Here is a 17,909-nt window from a genome sequence, read left to right as displayed (position 1 = left end):
GGAAGCCATTGTGGAGCAAGCGATGCGATGGGTTAGTGCCGTGTTCGCAGGCGAGGTACGCCTGTTGCGGTTTTTGCTAGTCGGGTTATTAAACACACTGGTTGGCTACAGCGTTTTTTGTCTCATGATTTGGCTTGGTCTGCACTACAGCGTTGCTTCTGCTGTTGCCACTGTGCTCGGCGTGGCATTCAATTTTAAGAGTACAGGCAAACTGGTTTTTGGATGCAACGACGATCGGAGAATTGTGCGTTTCGTACTTGTTTATGTAATTATCTATTGTGTGAATGTTATCGGACTTGCCTTGCTGTTGCGCCTCGGCATCGAGGCTTACGCGGGCGCGATCGTGCTAATTCTACCTTTGGCACTTCTTGCTTATTGCCTCAACACGCTATATGTCTTCGACACAAATGATCAGACGCCTTAGCATAGTTACACCACTTTACAACGAGCAAGAGAACGTCACCGAGTTGTGCGACCGCGTTGCCGCGGTTATGCAAACGCTTCCGTACGAGTACGAACATCTTTGCATCGATAACTGCTCGACAGACCGGACCGTAGAGATGCTTCGGAGCCGAGCATCAACTGATCCATCTTTGCGCATAATCGTAAATACCCGAAACTTCGGATATATACGTTCGTCGTACCATGGTCTGTTGCAGGCAACCGGAGATGCTGCTGTACTGATAGCCTCTGATTTACAAGATCCGCCGGAAATAATCAGAGAATTTGTTGAGAAGTGGGAGGCCGGGTTCAAGACTGTGATGGCGGTTAAACCGATGAGCGATGAATCGCTCATAATGTTTCGACTACGGAAGTTATATTACCGTATGATAACCAAAATTTCGGAAGTCCCCTTGGTGCAGAATGCGACCGGTTCTGGCCTTTTTGATCGAGCCGTTATCGATATCTTGGGCCAGTTAGATGATCCTTATCCTTACTTCCGTGGGCTGGTGTGTGAGATCGGGTTTCCAATTGCGACTGTTCCATTCAAACAGCCTCGACGTGTGCGTGGTGTAACGAGTCAAAATTTCTACTCTTTGTACGACACTGCTATGCTCGGAATTACAAAACATTCCAAAGTTCCGTTGAGACTGATGACCATAATGGGCTTTGGTTTAGCTTTTGTAAGTTTAGTTATCGCTTGTTGCTATTTTGTTGCCAAATTACTTTTTTGGCAGTCATTTGAGATCGGGACCGCACCGCTGTTGATTGGTTTGTTTTTCTTTGGTGCTGTCCAAATGATCTTTCTTGGGTTGCTTGGGGAGTACATCGGTGCAATCCAAACGCAAGTAAGGAAACTACCCTTAGTCGTTGAGGCAGAGCGCATTAATTTTTGACGCTTTTACCGTGATTTCATTCTTTCTTTTTTGTGATTTGAAGGCACTCGCAGTAACCATCCTTATGAGAAAACTTTAACGTTGTATGGGTGTTGGGTGTGATCGAGTTCGAGGTTTCGTTGGTGTTGTTGCCTAGAAACATTAAGACAAAAAAGATACATATAGGGGGCGATTAATGAAGCGTTTAACGGATTTTTTAGCTGCGATACTTGGCCTGATAATTGCGTTCCCTGTTATGATGGTCATTGCAATTGTTATCCGTCGGACGTCCTTTGGCCCCGCTTTTTTTGTCCAGACGCGTGTTGGGCTTCATGAAAAGCCCTTTAAGTGCTTGAAGTTTAGAACGATGGCATTTGGCACGCCCGATGTGGCGTCACATGATGCCGCGACTGCGTGGATAACCCCTTTAGGTAAGCGGTTAAGGTTGTATAAATTGGATGAGCTTCCGCAGCTCATCAACGTCTTGAAGGGTGATATGAGCCTTGTTGGTCCTAGACCTTGCCTTCCCCAACAATCTGAGGTGATTTCGGAACGCCGGAAACTTGCCGTTTTTGATGTCAGGCCTGGTATTACAGGCATCGCACAGTTGGCTGGGATAGACATGTCCGAACCGGATCGGTTGGCTGTCGCGGACAGGGCGTATATTGATAACCAAAGCATTTTGGGTGACTTAGCAATACTTGCAAGGACGGTTCTTGGTGGCGGTACTGGGGACGCCGCGTCAAAGTTGCCTTAACGAGAGAGGTTGCCTTGCTTTCATGTTTCGAGGTTGGCGTCAAATTTACAGTGATCAATGTTCAGAGCTCTTGGCATGGAATTGAGCGGTTCTATGAAACGCGATTTTGGTGAGGAATGTATTCAAAACAGCCAATCTTTGTCCAAGCTAACAAATCGCCACCTTGAGGTGCTGGAAGCCGCCGGTGCGCTGTTTGCCGAGCGTGGATTTGCGGCGACGTCGATCCGCGACATCGGTGAAAAAGTAGGGCTGCTAGGCGGGTCGCTTTATCACTACATCAAGTCCAAGGAAGCCTTGTTTGTTAAAGTCCATGATATGGCTTTGCAAATAGGTGAAGATCGTATTCGCGCCGCCATCGAAGGCGTTGAAGATCCGTGGAAGCGGCTGGAAGTCGCATGCATCACCATGTTGGATACCCAGCTTGATCCGAATTCGCTGACCTTGCCCCTGATGAATGATTTTCAGTCAGTGCCACTTGCGGTGCGTGAAAAACTGATCCTGAAGCGTGATGCATTTGAGGCGTTGTTTACAGAACTTGTCAACGCGCTTCCACTCGATCCAGCACTTGATCGCAGCGTTTATCGCCTTTTGTTGCTGACGCTGCTGAACAAGGTTGCTGGCTGGTATCGGGTAGGTCGGCTGTCACCTGAGGATATAGCGAGACAAATCGTAGCGATATTCCATCATCCGGCGAAGTAAGCATCAAGTAACTGGATTGGTTTGGGAATTCTGCGGCGTAGTCGACCTAAGCCAGAATGCATAGACAATTGTGACAGATCCATTGCTATTTTAGTGGTATGTGACGCAGTTCATTAACCCTCAAATTGTTCTGTTTCAGAACAGGTCACTGAATTTACCTGTCATTTCCATATTCCACCTAGCTTGCCTTCAAACAGGGCGGTTGGGAAAAGAATAGTGAACGCAAAACGTAAACTCACAACCAATTTAATTGATCATCGGGCGGACCTGTCGGCAGGCTTGTCGGTTGCGCATGCGCGCATTGAAAAGACATTTCTTGATGGCGGCTCGGTGCTTGTCTCCGTAATGGAAATTCTCAATGATCTGATTGCAATTCTCGACCGCATGGCCGGTACGATGGATGGCGGCACTGCCGATGCGGCGATTGCCGGCATGCGCAAGACGATTGAAGACCTTGCCCGTCTGCCTGATACTGAGCAGCAACGGCAGGTCGCGTTTGAAGCCATGGCTGAATTCTGCAAATCCACGGACAATCATCTCGATGATATCAGAGAGACAATCCGCTATCTCAAGACATTTGCCATCACCGTGAAGATTACCGGCGCGGGTATTGCCGAATTTTCTTCCTTTGCCGACGAAATCCGTGAGCGCATTCAGTTTGGTGCTGATGAAGTTGGCAAGTTTGGCACCTATCTTGAAACCATGCGCCAGCAGCTTGGCAAGGCGCGCAATTTCTCGGCGACGATCCTGAAAGATTTTCAGGCAACGATCCCGGAAATCATTGACGGTTTGAAGCGCAATTCAGCACTGGTGGGTGAACAGCACCGCGAAATGAAGCAAATGGCTGCGCAGGTCAAATCCATTGCGCAGGGCGTTCAGAGCAAGATTGCCTCCGCACTGTCATCTTTGCAGATCGGCGACATCACACGCCAGCGCATTGAGCATGTCCAGTCGACGATGCAGATGCTGGATGAATACCTGAATTCGGATGAGGGCAGGGAGCTCTCTCAGGATGAAGCCGATACATTGAAAGAAGCTGTTGCGGTTCTCGTGAATGCACAGTTGGAGGAAACCACGACAGATCTGCAGCGGGACTGCCGCAAGATTTTCGCAGGTATTTCCAGCTTCGCCGATGACGCTGCACGTATTCTTTCCCTGCGTGACAACCTCGTCGAGAACACGCGCCAGGCCGGTGGCGGTGCCTTGCAACTTATGGAGCGTGATATTTCCAAGGCGTGTCAGCTGGCAGAACGTGTACAGGGTAGCAGTACGGATGCCGATACTGTTGTGAGCACGGTTACACAAACTGCTGACGACCTACTCCGAGGCATGGAGGTACTGCGCTCCATCAAGACAGAAATTCACTACATGGCTTTGAACTCCAACCTGCGTTGCTCCAAACTGGGTGATGAAGGACGTTCTGTTAATGTGGTGAGCGCTGAATTGCGGGTATTCGCGGAGAAGCTGGAAAGTCCTGCAGATGCGATCGTGTCCGACCTGCAGCAGATCGAAACAGCCATCGGCAAACTTGGTCTCAATGAAACCAATGCCTCCAATGACCTCAGCCAGCCTCTGCGCGACGCACTTGCTGCCGTCACCGGTGCCAAAACTGAAATGGAATCTGGCATGGAGGATCTGGCGCGCGAAGGTCAGGCCGTGTTCAGCCGTATCAGTTCCGCTGTTGTTAAACTCGATTTCGAAAACGAGCTTGGCAACGTCTTGGATGAGTGCTGCGGACTGTCCGCCAGCGTTCTGAACGGTGGTTCGATTGATGTTGCGTCAATCGGCGAAAAAATCCAGCCCTTCTCGAACCGGATTTACAAGCTTTACACCATGGCTCAGGAACGCGACATTCACGCCCAGTATTTCCCGGTTGATCTGGCTCCCGCAAAGGAGAAGGTTACCTCGTCATCCGTAGACGACGATGACGACCTGTTCGCTGACGCTTTGTTTTAAACCGGTGAGTGCTGCCTGAACTTGTTCAGGCGGCGCGCATCATGTCAGACTTGCGCTTGGCTGTTGAGGCCGGAAGCAGACGCAGAATTTCATCCGCGAAACACCCGGCGTTGTGAATGGCCTTGTCCAGGTTGCTCACCCGCGCCGGGTTCATCATGTGCAGATAACCGTTGAATTCGAACATGTCGCGGAATGCAGAGCGTTCGATGATCGGTGTATCCAGAACATGCACATTACGCGAAGCCAGAAGTTGACGTGCAGCCTGCAAGGCACGTGTCGTGACCAGTGAATTGACGCGGGTCAGCACAACAGAATGCGGAATGCTGATATTGGCCTTCTCATAGAGATAACGCAGCAGTTCCAGCACCTGGGCACCACCTTGCGCGTCCATCGTGCTACCTTGCACGGGGATCATGACGTGATCTGACAGACCGATTGCTGTGGCCAGCAAAGGTGATTGTGCGCCTGGCAGGTCGATGATGACGTGATCAAAGGCCTTGCGGCTGTCCAGCACATGCTGCTGCAAGTTGGATGCGGTGACGTAAGTGATGACTGTAAAGCTGACCCGATAATCGGCGGCATCGCGCCACCTGGAGATCCAGCGCTGTGGATCGGTATCAATCACACATACGCGGAGGCCCCGACGGGCAAGTTCAGTCGCCAGCAACAGGACTGCGGTTGTTTTGCCCGCGCCGCCCTTGGTGTTTGCAAACGTGATGACTGACATGGCCGCAGATCCGAAATTTTGACAGAGACGTTCATGCCTCACAGGACGCACCGGGTCGCATGGTGGTGCGTCCATCATTCGGCAACATGGTTAATGAACGGTAAAGCGCGAGCTTTAAATCTGCAGTGGTATTGCTACGAGAGCGATCCCAGCCGGTGAATCGGTGCATATCGGGTTCGGACGGTCAGACATGCCCACTCGATCCATGCTGCCAGCCGTCGTCACTTCGTGTTGAAGAACGCAGAGGCCCCCCACGTCTTTTCAAACCTCATAATTTCGAACAGTAGCACGCAGCGCGATCTGGGCAGTCGGTTCGCCAGCCGACAGGAGAATGATACGATCGGTTATCTCTCGCATTTGACGATTCGCTTTTACTTGAGAATTCCCGTCATCACTAGTCATCTCACTGGATGTACTGGTACTCGCCATAGCATCTCTCCAATTATCTTCGCCAATCAAATAACAGAGTTTATTCTCAAGTCTTGGTAAGCGTTCGGAAGAAATGGACTGAACACGACGCGGTGACTTAACCTTCGGCAAAGTTGCGGAGGAGAAATGAATTTTCAAAGGCCTTGTGTTTTTACTTATTGCGGCACTTACATTTGCAAAAGAGTATGGGAGCCAAGGGTGATGTGATATCATTACGGTTTCGAATTGGATTGCCGAAAACGAGATGACAACGAAAGTAATCATGGATCTGACCAATTCGCGGTCAAAGGCAATCATGATGATCAAAGGGGCAGCGTGGTTTAACAATGCTCTCGTTGAGAGCAGCGGCAAATTGAAATTGATCCCGATACGATTCTCTCTCCTGGACAGGCCACGACACAAGTCAAAAGTATGCTGGCCTTGAACACCTCACAAAAGTTCGCCCATCAAGATATTGATGCTGCTGTTTGTTTCGAGATAGTCTCGTACGAGGACGGGACAAAACAAAACTTAATGCCGTAGAGACACTCAGTCCTTAATACGAAGCGATTCAAGGTCGCGTCAGGCCGAGGTGAGTGGGTGGCGTTTGGGGTGACGTTGCGAATGACTTGGCATGCTTGAAAAATATTATTGGGTTGCTTATTAATTCCGCAATGATTGGCGGGGATAAAATGCAACACATCAAGGGTTTTGATGCCATTCGGGCTGTGTCAGTCGGCCTCGTAATTTTGTCTCACATAGGCATCGTCGAAGCAGCAACGAACCCACTTCTGGTTCGTTTTTTCAGCGTATTCAACGCAAGCTTTGGTGTGAGGGCGTTTTTTGTTCTGTCCGGTTTTTTGATCACCACCCTGCTACTGCGCCGTTTTGGCGAGACAGGGAAAGTTGACATCGTAGATTTTATGACGCGGCGAGCGTTCCGAATATTGCCGGTCTATTTCGTTACGCTTTTATCTCTTGCGCCACTTTTATACTTTGGGCGAGTTAGGGAAGCTGTAGAAGCCGCGATGTACGGCTTGTTCTTTGTCTACAACTTCATCCCGAATGAGCTCAACGTTCACTACCTTAGCCACCTGTGGAGCCTTGGCGTTGAAGAGCAGTTTTACATCATTTGGCCGCTGGTGTTCTCCGTCTTCGTTCTGCGTAGAGGCTGGTTAATATCGATCTGTCTGGCAGTAATATTTGTCTGCTACTGGCGCATGACAAGCGACTACGGGCCTGTAACCGCCACACATTTCCCGAACCGGTGGACAATACCCGCAGTGTATCCGATCGCAATGGGCGCGATGCTCGCTGTAATATTTGAGCAGGAGAAAATAAGGGTTGCGGCACGATCGCTAGTTGCAAACGGAGCGACGCTTTGCTTCGCTACGCTCCTCATCATGTTACCTCTTATTCACATGCGGGAGTCCCCGGTCGTGGAAATGCTCGGGGCTGCCGGCCTCACGCTTCTGGTTGGATGGATATACCTAAATCAACATAGGCCAACCGTTGAGAACCTTGATTGGGGACCGATAGGATACCTCGGCATGATCAGCTACGGCCTCTACATGTACCAAGGCCTACTTACGGGAAATGGATCCTACCGATCTCATCCGAGCTGGCCCCCAGAGCCGTGGATTGGAGCGATACTGACCGTCCCAGTAGCGGCGTTGTCGTTTCATTTCTTTGAGAAACCTATCTCCAGATTGAGAATTCGCTTTCTTTCACGACAATGAGGTGAGGATGAACCGTACCCAAATCAACTAGTTTGGCCATATACTAGCAGTAATTCCAGTCGTAGCGATTTAACTGTTTTCGAACATCTTTGTACGAGCGGCTGCGGAAGTAGCCTTGAGAATTTATCTGTTGCCAGCCGCGGCCTTAAGCAACACATCGTTGGCATAGACATGCTTGATCTTAGGCGAGGGCGATCAAAACGGCGCAGGCGTGGAATTGGACGAGCGTTTGCGATGTTTGCGGCAGAGCAGGACGCGATGTTATCGTGCGTTGAAGCATTTTCCGACCTTAGTCACACTCACAGCGAACTTCAGATTCAAACGAATGACTAGGAGAATTGTGGTTTATGGATTTGGAACACGCTTCAAGCCCAGGCTTTCGATGAGGCGTATTTCAACTCCACCACCCTAGCGGCGGCGATCTTCAGCCAATATCTCTGCGGCTATGCGGTCGAGTGGCAGGATCTTGTCGACACCGCCATGGGCGATTGCTTCTTTCGGCATGCCGAAAACGACAGAACTTGCTTCATCCTGAGAGACGGTAAAAGCACCAGCCTGATGCATTTCCAGCATGCCACGTGCGCCGTCGTCACCCATGCCGGTCATGATGACACCCATGGCATTGGCGCCGGCGGCGCGCGCTGCCGAACGGAAAAGCACGTCAACAGACGGGCGGTGACGTGACACCAACGGTCCGGTGCGCACGGACACATGATAACGGGCGCCCTGGCGCTCCAGCAACATGTGTTTGTCACCGGGCGCAATCAGCACGTGACCCCGCAAGACAGGGTCACCGTCGGCCGCTTCTTTGATTTCCATCTCGCACAGGCTGTTGAGACGTTTGGCAAAAGCTGCGGTGAATTTTTCCGGCATATGCTGGACAATGACGATGCCTGGGGCATTGGCAGGAAGTTTCTCCAGCATTTCGCGCAGTGCTTCTGTGCCACCGGTCGATGCACCCACGCAGACGACCATTTCCGTGGTGCGAGCCATCGCCTTGCCCGAGGGGGGCGGTAGGACTGCATCAGCCGTTAGCTTGGCAGTTGGCCCACTGAGTTCCGACTGGCGGGCGGACATAATCTTACGACGTCCTAGCCTTGCCTGTGCAGCACTCTTCACGACTTCGCATATCCTCATGGCAGACTCTGCAAGATGGTCCGCTGCGCCAATTTTGGGCTTGAGGATAATATCGACAGCGCCGGCCTCGAGAGCCTGCAGCAGGGTTTCCGAGCCGGATTCCGTCAATGAGGAACACATCACCACTGGGATCGGATGTTGTGACATCAATTTGCGGAGAAAGGTGATCCCGTCCATACGCGGCATCTCGACGTCAAGTGTGATGACGTCGGGGATCTCTTCTTGTATTCGCTTGGCGGCGATGAAGGGATCGGCGGCTGCGCCGATCACTTCGATCTGCGGGTCGGACTGCAGGACCGCTGTGAGCGTCTGTCGGACACTCGCAGAATCGTCAACGATGAGGACGCGGATCTTCTTGGACATAACGCTGGTTAGTTCTTCTTGAACACGGTGTTGGCAACTTGTCGTATCGGAAGATCGATCCCCGTGACGGTTTCAGAATGACCGATAAACAAATATCCACCTGAGACAAGGTTTTCACAAAGGCGCGACAACACGTGCACCTGCGTTTTCTTGTCAAAATAAATGAGGACATTCCGGCAGAAAATCATCTGAACAGGTTCGCCGATCTGGTACTTAGCATCCATCAGATTAAGACGGGCAAACCCTACTTTTGACCTCAGTGCAGGAGAGATGCGGACGTCATTCCTGTGTTTGTCTACCGGTTGCATGACGTATTTTTTTGCGAGTGGAGCAGGAACAGGCTCTAGCAGATCACGTGCGTATACACCGCAATGCGCTTTTTTCAGGACATCCGTTGAAAGGTCCGTTGCCAGGATACTGTAGTCCTGGATCACATTTCTCTCGACAGCTTCTGCCAGTACCATGGCCATAGTGTAGGGTTCGGCACCTGTTGAGCATGCCGAGCTCCAGGTGCGAATACGACGATGACCATCTCTCGCAAGTGTCGGAAGAGCGACCTGTTCCATATACTCGAAATGGTTCGGTTCACGGAAAAAGTCTGTCTTGTTGGTCGTAACGACATCGATCAGGTGAATGGACTCTGCATCCATGCCACCTTCTCGAAACAGATAGTTACAGTAGGCGCTGAATGTCCCACAGCCTGTCGCCCGCAATCTCTTGCGAAGGCGACCTTCCAGCATTGATCGTTTTGTATCGGGCATCTTGATGCCGCAATAATCATAGATGTAAGCCGCGAGTTGACGAAAGTCTCGTTGGCTAAGGCTGTCATCAAAGGTGTTTCTTGCAGTCGCATTCAAGACAAAAGCTCCTTTATGCGGCTTGGCCAGAGCGGCTGGATGGGCGCGAAAGCACGCCAGCGGCATCGGAGAAAAGGCGTGCGAGGTCTATGATGACCACGAAGTCACTTTCACGCCTCACCACCCCGGCTATGTAGTCCGAACTCCAGTTTACCCCAATGTCAGGCGCTGTTTCGATCTGGTCACCCCTGAAAGGCGTGACCTCAAACACCTTGTCGGCCACCAAGCCGAGCGCAAGTACGCGCTCGGTCATTGGAATATCGAGAACTAACATCCTGGTGTGGGGTGTCTTGACCGTCCCGCTCATGCCTAAGCGAAGTCTGAGGTCAATGACCGGAACGCCTTGTCCACGCACATCGCGCAAGCCAAGAAGATAATCCGGTCCGTGTGGGATCTTGAATGCATCCTCATGATCGAGGATTTCACGAACCACCTCAACAGGTACCGCAAAGACTTCGTCACCCAGGCTGAATGTAACAAACTGACCTTCGGAGGATACATTGGTCATAGATCAGGCACTTTCTCTAAAATCTGCATCGCCTGCGTCCGGTCCGCCCATGGACATGTCGAGCGCAAAGCCTTTTGCCCGAGCTTGCTGAGACGCGACCGAGTTCGCTGTTGCGGATCTCGATGCTGGTGCCTTGGCGACAGGTCGTGCAGCAATTACAGGCTTTGCGGCGGGTTTGCGAACCGCAGCGGCTTGCGGAACCACGGTACGATCAACGCGGAAGAAAGCAATGCTGCTCTGCAGCTCTTCTGCCTGTGCGGCAAGCTCTTCGGATGTTGCAGACATTTCTTCGGAGGCACCGGAGTTCTGCTGCGTGACCTTGTCCAGCTGCTGAATCGCTTCGTTGATCTGGCTCGCACCGATATCCTGTTCGCGGCAAGCGGCCGAAATTTCGGAAACAAGTTCAGCTGTCTTGCGAATGTCAGGTACGAGACGGTTGAGCATTTCGCCCGCTTCCGTCGCGACCTGAACGGTCTCACCGGAGAGTGAGCTGATTTCCGATGCAGCTGCCTGGCTGCGTTCGGCGAGCTTGCGGACTTCGGAAGCGACGACCGCAAAACCCTTGCCATGTTCACCCGCACGGGCTGCTTCTACAGCGGCATTGAGAGCGAGAAGGTCTGTCTGACGTGCGATCTCCTGAACGATCGAGATTTTTTCGGCGATGGTACGCATTGCACTGACCGCACGACCCACAGCCTCGCCACTTGCTTCGGCATCCTTAGAGGACTGGCGAGCAATCTTTTCTGTCTGCGCTGCGTTGTCGGCGTTTTGTTTGATATTGGCAGCCATCTCTTCCATTGAAGCAGAGGCTTCTTCGGCGGATGATGCCTGTTCGGTTGCACCCTGAGAAAGCTGCTCAGAGCTTGCAGACAATTCCTGGCTACCGGAAGAGACATTGTCTGAGGCAGACAGTGCATCTGCAACAACGCCGCGAAGACGCTCAACCATACGTTCCAGTGCCAATCCGAGCGTGTCCTTGTCGGACAGCGGTGTTGGCGTCACAGTCAGATCACCGTCGGCAATCTGGTCGGCGATAGAAGCGGTGTTGCGCAGGTTGCCCGTCATCACATTGATGCGGTTAACGAGATCCTTGATTTCATCATTCGTCTTGATGTCGACATCCTGATTGAGATCGCCAAGCGCAACAGCTTCAGCGACAACCATGATTTTTTTCAAGCCTCGGTTGATGCCAAGAGCAATCCACAACGCTGCACTAATCGCGAGCACAAGTGCAATGACCGTCAGTCCTATGATATAGTCGCGAGTGGCCGTGTACTGCTCATTTGTGTCCTGGTCTGCCTGGACCATTGAGGCCTTGTTCGCCTCGACACGGGCTGTGATCAAAGCCTCGATTTCATCCACGATAAGCCGTCCCTGGCCAGTGGCAAGACGGACTGCCTCTGTCGCGTTGTTGACGCGTGCAAATTCCCGGATCTGATCGTCAATCGCGAAGAGGCGAGCACTCGCAGCACGAACTTCTCTCCAACCACGCTTGCCGTCTTCGGTTGTGGATGCCTGCTCGAGTTCATTGACCTGTTCATCAAAGCGCTGACGGTTTGTGGTGCTAGCTTCGATGTATTTTGCAACATCCGCACTATTGGTTGCCGTCGCCATGTTCATCTGAGAGCGGGTGATCCGAAGCTGAATGTTGCTTAGGTTCTGGGCGCTTTCGAGACGATGCGCCGGACCTGCGATGATGTCCGTCACGGCCTGATTCAGATTTGCCAGGCTATAAATGCCGTAGCCCGCGGTGATGGCGAGCAGTGTAATAACAAGACCGAAGGCCATTGCCAGTTTCAGTTTGATAGTCAGACGCATGTATGTCCCCGATGACGGTAATGTGCGAAGTTGGCTCTTCATACTTCACGGAAGAAAAGCTTTGAGAATGCAGTGGGGCGAGACATCCACCTGTCTGCAGGTCCGTGCGACCCTTTGGGCCACCGCATACACGCGGTGGTGTGATGCCGGATTAACCGGCATCAGATTGTCTTGTTTCAGGCGCTTTCCTTGAAGTCAGCGTCGTGTGCATCCGGTCCACCCATCGACATGTCAAGGGCGAAACCCTTTGCTCTGGCCTGCTGAGCCTTGACCGAACCGCTCGGAGCCGGTTTGAAGGAAGAAGGCTTCGCCACCTGACGTGCAGTTGATTGTGGCTTTCCAACGGCCTTGCGCACTGGCGCGGACTGCGAGGTGGCGGCGCGGTCAACCTTGAAGAAGGCGATGCTGCTTTGAAGTTCTTCAGCCTGTGCAGCAAGCTCTTCTGAGGTCGCCGACATTTCTTCGGATGCACCGGAGTTCTGCTGCGTTACCTTGTCGAGCTGCTGGATCGCCTCATTGATCTGCGATGCACCGATATCCTGCTCGCGGCACGCCGCGGAAATTTCAGCCACCAGTTCAGCAGTCTTGCGGATATCCGGAACCAGACGGTTCAGCATTTCGCCTGCCTCTGTGGCCACCTGCACAGTTTCGCCGGACAGGGAGCTGATCTCGGATGCCGCTGCCTGGCTGCGTTCAGCCAACTTGCGCACTTCAGAAGCAACAACCGCAAAGCCTTTGCCGTGTTCACCCGCACGGGCAGCCTCAACCGCAGCATTAAGCGCGAGCAGGTCGGTCTGACGGGCGATTTCCTGAACGATGGAAATCTTTTCGGCGATCGTGCGCATCGCGCTGACGGCGCGGGCAACAGCCTCACCGCTTACTTCAGCGTCCTTCGAAGACTGACGTGCAATCTTTTCAGTCTGTGCGGCGTTGTCAGCATTCTGCTTGATGTTGGCTGCCATTTCTTCCATGGAAGCAGAGGCTTCTTCGGCGGAAGATGCCTGTTCCGTTGCGCCCTGACTCAGCTGTTCAGAGCTTGCAGACAGTTCCTGGCTACCCGACGATACGTTGTCTGATGCGGAGAGTGCATCGCCCACAACGCCGCGCAGTCTTTCAATCATACCATTCAGGTAGCTGAGCATTTCGCCGATTTCATCTTTGCTCGAAATAGCGGCGAACTCAGTCAGATCTCCTTCAGCGACGCTCTGTACGGCACGAACCGCATTGCGCAAGCCCTTATTGATCGAAAGTGCAATCCAGAATGCAGCGATAACAGCGATGACCAACGCAAATGCAGCGACGGAAATCATGATTGTTCTGGTGTCGATGTAGGTTGCATTGGCAGCCGTTTCAGCTTCGTCCAGGCGGGTCTCTTCCAATGAAACAACTTCGCTGAGCAGCGCGTCAATTTCGTTTGTGACTTTGCGTGCTTCGTTTGTAGAGACCTGCAGTGCTGCGGGAGTGTTGCCCTGTAGCATCAACGAGCGAATGCGGTCGTCCTGACGGCGGAATTCTGCCGTAAAATCAGCCAATTTTGCCCAGATGGCCTTACCCTGTTCGGTTGCCCGGGCATTCACTTGGTTGAAATTTTCATCGAAGGCACGGCGCGCATTGTCCGAGAGCGTAATGTAGTTCTGCATCTCTGCTGCACCTGGTGCCAGGAGCAAGTTCTTTTGCTGCCGTAGCTGCTGAAGCTGCTCGTTGCTCAGATTTTGGGCCAGCTTGAGGCGTAGAGCAGGTCCCTGCAGAACACTTCCCAGCGTATTGTTGAGGTTACCAAGGCTCAGAATTCCGTAGCTCGCGGTCGCAACGAGCATGACGATGATGAAGCCGAAGGCTAGTCCAAGTTTCAACTTGATCGAAGCACGCATGTTAGTTCTCCATTTCTGGCTCAGTTTAACCGTGCGAGGGTCCAGCCGCCGATTGTGAATTGTGATTTGAGAAAATTGCCGCCAGGTTCGGCAGGATAACAAACTGGTTTTCCCGCTTGATCAGGCAATCGATGTAATCTGCGCGCCAACGCATTCCGACGCTGGGTGGGGCTTCACTGGCGCTTTTTGAAAAGGTGGTGACCTCAAAAACTCTATCGGTACGAATTCCGATAAGCGTGCGTTCATCACCAAGTGGCAACTCAATCACCACAATCCGGCTGTCGATCGTCTTTTCTCCTGCCTCCATTCCGAAGGCCAGTCGGATGTCCGCCAGCGGAATGACTTTGCCACGAAAATTGATGACACTCCCAACGAAAGGCAAGCTTCCTGGAACCGAGGTTTCGGGCAGAAGATCAAGGATTTCCTGGACCTTGACTGCTTCAATCGCGAAGGTTTCTCCGGCGAGACTGAAGGTAAGAACCTCTACGTCGTCGTCCTTGCTCCAAATGGTACCGGCATTGATTGTAATGTGCTGGTTCATCCTGCTGCGCGCAACTGCGCCTCCTGGTGTTGTCCCGCTGCCACGAGGTGGCCGACGTCGAGGATCAGAGCGACGCTGCCGTCGCCGAGAATTGTCGCCCCTGAGAAGGTGGATACGTCATGATGCAGTTTCGACATCGCCTTGATGACGGTCTGGTGATCGCCGATAATCTGGTCAACAACCAAGCCCACACGTTCCGAGCCCGTCGATACGACGACGACTTTTTGGAATTGGTCCGGAGGTGTTCCTGTCCTGAAGAGGTCACGCAACCGGATGAATGGCACGAGACTTTCGCGCAGCGAGATGAACGACCGACCGCGAGAACGCAGGTCTTCTTCGGGAGAAAGCTCAAGGCATTCTTCAACAGCGGACAATGGAATGACGTAGCATCCTGTGCCGACCCGTACGAGCAGTCCATCGATGATGGCGAGGGTGAGCGGGATTGCCAGAGATATCTCGGATCCTACGCCAGTGGTGCTGGTGACGTTGATCGTGCCGCGAAGCGCTTCGACGCTGCGCTTGACCACATCCATTCCGACACCTCTGCCCGACAGGTTGGTGACCTGGGCGGCTGTCGAAAAACCGGGTTGGAAGATCAGTTGCAGGAGTTCCTGATCGGCAAGAACCGCGTTCGCTGCGATAATCCCTGAAGACTCAGCCTTGGCGCGTACACGGTCGCGGTTAATGCCCCGACCATCGTCGCGAATGCTGATCGTGACATCGCCACCGGATTGGCGCGCAACCAGAGTAATCGTACCAATTGCAGGCTTGCCTGCAGCAATTCGTTCTTCCGGCGTTTCCAATCCATGGTCACAGGAATTGCGCACAAGATGTACCAGTGGATCTGCTAGACGCTCAATAACACCCTTGTCGACCTCGGTGCTTTCGCCTTCAGTGACCAGTTCGATGTGTTTGCCGGTTTCCCGGGCAAGGTCATGGATCAAACGGCGGAATCGGCCAAAAAGCTGGGCAATCGGCACCATGCGCAAAACCATCATGGTATCGCGCAACTCACCGGAAAGGCGTTCGACATCCTCGGAAACCGAGCGAAGCAGAATATCAGCGCTACCACCGGCCAACTGCGACAGGCGCGACTGGGCAATAACCAATTCACCGACGCGGTCCATCAGCTCATCAAGCCGCTCTGCGGGAACGCGGACGTTCTCGTTGGCCTTGGCGTTCTTGGCGTCGTTCTGTACCGGGGCTGCTGCTGGCGCGACTTTCGCTGGCGTCTGAAGGACCTCTTCTACAACAGGGGTCTCTTCGATTTCGGCAGTGTCTTCAAGCTGGCGAATGTTGATTTCCATGTCATCCATAACGAAAATGAAAACATCTTCGATGGCGGACTTTGGTTGTTCCGTCGTAAGCGTTACCGACCAACCGACATGCAGATCGCTCGGATTGAGAACATCGAGCGATGGGACCTTTGAAAGGTCCGCGACGATTTCGCATTCACCCAGTTCATCCAGCTCATCCAAAAGCCCAAGCGGATTGGTTCCGTTTGCCATGGCGTTGATTGGAAGGCGGAAGCTGACGTTCCATGTCGTCGCTTTCGGCTTTGGTGCCGGTTGTGCCGCTTTGACTGCGGCTGGTACGTGGGTTACCGATCCGCGGTTACCCTCGCCAACGGCGTCATGCAGTTTGGCCAGCAATTTGTCGCCGATATCGCCTGGAACACCGAGTGGGTTCTCTACGAGGGCGCGCATGTGGTCCTGCGCGGCCAGAACAGCTGCGATGAGTTCGCTTGTGGCGGGCACTTCGCCCTTGCGCACCCGGTCAAATGCCGTTTCGCAATGATGGGTAAAGGCGGCAAGTGCCTCAAACCCGAACATTGCGCCGGACCCTTTCAGGGTATGCAGGCCGCGAAACACGGCGTCGATCTGATCTTGATCGGAAAGGTCGTGAAGCAGATCAAGCAGGCCGCTTTCGATCTGCTCGAACAGCTCAGCCGCTTCCGTCCTGAAAACCTGAATCGGGTCAAGCGTGGTCATTTTCCGAGTACCTTTTTGGCAATCTTGACGAGGTTTTCAGCGTCGAAGGGTTTTGTCAGCCAGCCAGTTGCGCCGGCCGCTTTCGCACGTGCCTTCATGTCGGCATCGGACTCAGTGGTGAGGAAGATGATCGGAATACCGGTATGTGCTGGCGACTGCCGCAATGCCTCGATCATTTCCAGACCGTTCATGTTGGGCATGTTCAGATCTGTGATGATCAGGTCGAACGTCGCACCCTTTGCCTTGGCAAGGCCGTCTTGGCCATCAACCGCTTCGGTGACCTGATAACCGGCGTTGGTCAACGCGATCTTTGTGGTCATGCGGATGCTGGCAGAGTCGTCGACTGTAAGAATATTGGCGCTCATTAGATGTCCTTTCCATGCAGCCAAAACTGACGTGACTCTTTGTCCATACGTGACAGGAAGCCGCTTCTGCGGAGTGTCTGCTGGAGGTTTTCACTGGCAGGGTGTTTCAGGCTGACTGTTTTTCCGTGTTTTTTGGCGTAGAGGCGGGAGGCCTCGATCAGTTGAATGAAGCTGAGGTCAGTGTCGGCGTCGTCTGCAATGTCCAGAAGCAGGGCGTCTTCTTTCTCGAGCTGCTTTAAAAGCAGTTCGTGTGCGCCGGATATCTGCCTGATGGAAAGCGAGGGAGGGAACACCAGCGTTTCAGCGGTTGCGTTACTTGACATTGGATGTTTCTCGTATTGGTGCGGGTTTTTCAGAGACGGTTTGGTTCGGGCCAGCCGGTTCGTCGGGTGTTTCCAAGCTGGGAACATCAACGATCGTTTTTGGCAGATCCTGCGCCATGAGGCTGGCGATGCGTGACCATTGGTTTTCAAAGGCCGTCACACAGGCTGGGTCGAAATGGAGGCCGCTTTGCGCGATGATGTGGTCGCGGGCCTCTTCAATGGGCCAAGCGCGTTTGTAAGGCCGTTCTGAACACAGGGCTTCAAAAACATCTGCGATTGCGACGATGCGGGCTTCGATCGGAATGTTTTCGCCGGTAATGCCCTTTGGATAGCCGGTGCCGTCCCATTTTTCATGATGGCCACCGGCAACCGCCTCGGCAATCCTAACCAGATCGGAGGTTCCTTTTTCCAGTATCTGCACGCCAATTTCGACGTGTCTGCGCATCTCTGTAATTTCCTCCGGCGTCAAGCGGCCGGGTTTGAGCAACACGCTATCGGAGATTCCGATTTTGCCAACGTCGTGCAAGGGGGCA

The 17,909-nt window shown here is 52.9% G+C and carries 18 protein-coding genes; 6 read left to right on the top strand and 12 right to left on the bottom strand.

All coding sequences use genetic code 11. From position 1 onward, the window contains the following. Nucleotides 1-10 precede the first annotated feature (10 nt). The 5 genes from PYL13_RS16565 (at nt 11) to PYL13_RS16545 (ending at nt 4,728) form a co-directional block, all read left to right on the top strand. A complete protein-coding gene (locus PYL13_RS16565) occupies nt 11-424 on the top strand; it encodes a GtrA family protein (protein WP_275642366.1) in 414 nt (137 codons plus the stop codon). Then, nucleotides 393-1,337 (top strand): glycosyltransferase family 2 protein, encoded by a 945-nt coding sequence (locus PYL13_RS16560; RefSeq protein WP_368077690.1) that lies wholly within the window; start codon nt 393-395, stop codon nt 1,335-1,337. The genes PYL13_RS16565 and PYL13_RS16560 overlap by 32 nt, the downstream gene beginning before the upstream one ends. 175 nt (nt 1,338-1,512) lie before the next feature. Beyond that, on the top strand, nt 1,513-2,073 hold the full coding sequence (locus PYL13_RS16555; protein WP_275642364.1) for a sugar transferase: 561 nt from the start codon (nt 1,513-1,515) through the stop codon (nt 2,071-2,073). A gap of 93 nt (nt 2,074-2,166) precedes the next feature. Further along, complete coding sequence (locus PYL13_RS16550; protein WP_275642363.1) at nt 2,167-2,772, top strand: TetR/AcrR family transcriptional regulator; 606 nt, start codon at nt 2,167-2,169, stop codon at nt 2,770-2,772. Between the two features lie 216 nt (nt 2,773-2,988). After that, on the top strand, nt 2,989-4,728 hold the full coding sequence (locus PYL13_RS16545) for a chemotaxis protein (protein ID WP_275642362.1): 1,740 nt from the start codon (nt 2,989-2,991) through the stop codon (nt 4,726-4,728). 25 nt (nt 4,729-4,753) lie between these two features. Here the strand turns inward: PYL13_RS16545 and PYL13_RS16540 are convergent, their stop codons facing one another. Together PYL13_RS16540 and PYL13_RS16535 are read right to left on the bottom strand one after the other, a co-directional pair. Next, a complete protein-coding gene (locus tag PYL13_RS16540; protein WP_275642361.1) occupies nt 4,754-5,455 on the bottom strand; it encodes a ParA family protein in 702 nt (233 codons plus the stop codon). A 261-nt stretch (nt 5,456-5,716) separates the two neighbouring features. Next, nucleotides 5,717-6,148, bottom strand: coding sequence for a hypothetical protein (locus PYL13_RS16535; RefSeq protein WP_275642360.1), 432 nt, complete (start codon nt 6,146-6,148; stop codon nt 5,717-5,719). 353 nt (nt 6,149-6,501) lie between these two features. Here PYL13_RS16535 and PYL13_RS16530 point away from each other — a divergent pair, with 353 nt between their 5' ends. Beyond that, nucleotides 6,502-7,602, top strand: coding sequence for an acyltransferase family protein (locus tag PYL13_RS16530; RefSeq protein ID WP_275642359.1), 1,101 nt, complete (start codon nt 6,502-6,504; stop codon nt 7,600-7,602). A 408-nt stretch (nt 7,603-8,010) separates the two neighbouring features. Here PYL13_RS16530 and PYL13_RS16525 read toward each other — a convergent pair whose 3' ends face one another. From PYL13_RS16525 to PYL13_RS16480, 10 genes are all read right to left on the bottom strand, one after another. Continuing rightward, the gene (locus PYL13_RS16525; RefSeq protein ID WP_275642358.1) at nt 8,011-9,102 is read right to left on the bottom strand and encodes a protein-glutamate methylesterase/protein-glutamine glutaminase; all 1,092 of its coding nucleotides are present in this window, start codon (nt 9,100-9,102) and stop codon (nt 8,011-8,013) included. Between the two features lie 8 nt (nt 9,103-9,110). After that, entirely contained in the window at nt 9,111-9,959 is an 849-nt protein-coding gene (locus PYL13_RS16520; RefSeq protein WP_259146782.1) for a CheR family methyltransferase, read from the bottom strand. 13 nt (nt 9,960-9,972) lie between these two features. Next, nucleotides 9,973-10,467 carry a chemotaxis protein CheW gene (locus PYL13_RS16515; protein WP_192489263.1) on the bottom strand — a complete coding sequence of 165 codons (495 nt, stop codon included), beginning with the start codon at nt 10,465-10,467 and terminating at the stop codon, nt 9,973-9,975. A 3-nt stretch (nt 10,468-10,470) separates the two neighbouring features. Beyond that, complete coding sequence (locus tag PYL13_RS16510; protein WP_259146785.1) at nt 10,471-12,285, bottom strand: methyl-accepting chemotaxis protein; 1,815 nt, start codon at nt 12,283-12,285, stop codon at nt 10,471-10,473. Nucleotides 12,286-12,461: 176 nt separating this feature from the next. Then, nucleotides 12,462-14,156 carry a methyl-accepting chemotaxis protein gene (locus tag PYL13_RS16505; RefSeq protein ID WP_192489261.1) on the bottom strand — a complete coding sequence of 565 codons (1,695 nt, stop codon included), beginning with the start codon at nt 14,154-14,156 and terminating at the stop codon, nt 12,462-12,464. Nucleotides 14,157-14,181: 25 nt separating this feature from the next. Next, nucleotides 14,182-14,697, bottom strand: a complete 516-nt coding sequence (locus PYL13_RS16500; RefSeq protein ID WP_192489260.1) for a chemotaxis protein CheW — start codon at nt 14,695-14,697, stop codon at nt 14,182-14,184. Then, the gene (locus PYL13_RS16495; protein WP_275642357.1) at nt 14,694-16,688 is read right to left on the bottom strand and encodes a chemotaxis protein CheA; all 1,995 of its coding nucleotides are present in this window, start codon (nt 16,686-16,688) and stop codon (nt 14,694-14,696) included. Before PYL13_RS16495 ends, PYL13_RS16500 begins: the two co-directional genes overlap by 4 nt. Beyond that, nucleotides 16,685-17,053, bottom strand: a complete 369-nt coding sequence (locus PYL13_RS16490) for a response regulator (RefSeq protein WP_250985202.1) — start codon at nt 17,051-17,053, stop codon at nt 16,685-16,687. Before PYL13_RS16490 ends, PYL13_RS16495 begins: the two co-directional genes overlap by 4 nt. Continuing rightward, the gene (locus PYL13_RS16485; protein WP_250985203.1) at nt 17,053-17,376 is read right to left on the bottom strand and encodes a hypothetical protein; all 324 of its coding nucleotides are present in this window, start codon (nt 17,374-17,376) and stop codon (nt 17,053-17,055) included. Before PYL13_RS16485 ends, PYL13_RS16490 begins: the two co-directional genes overlap by 1 nt. Then, a partial coding sequence (locus PYL13_RS16480) for an HD-GYP domain-containing protein (RefSeq protein WP_303299117.1) occupies nt 17,366-17,909 on the bottom strand: 544 nt, incomplete at its 5' end. The genes PYL13_RS16480 and PYL13_RS16485, both read right to left, overlap by 11 nt.

It is taken from the genome of Agrobacterium sp. Azo12, assembly GCF_029193765.2.
Taxonomy (GTDB): domain Bacteria; phylum Pseudomonadota; class Alphaproteobacteria; order Rhizobiales; family Rhizobiaceae; genus Agrobacterium.
The sequence above is the reverse complement of the archived record's forward strand: the minus strand, read 5'-3'. Positions and strand labels throughout refer to the sequence as shown.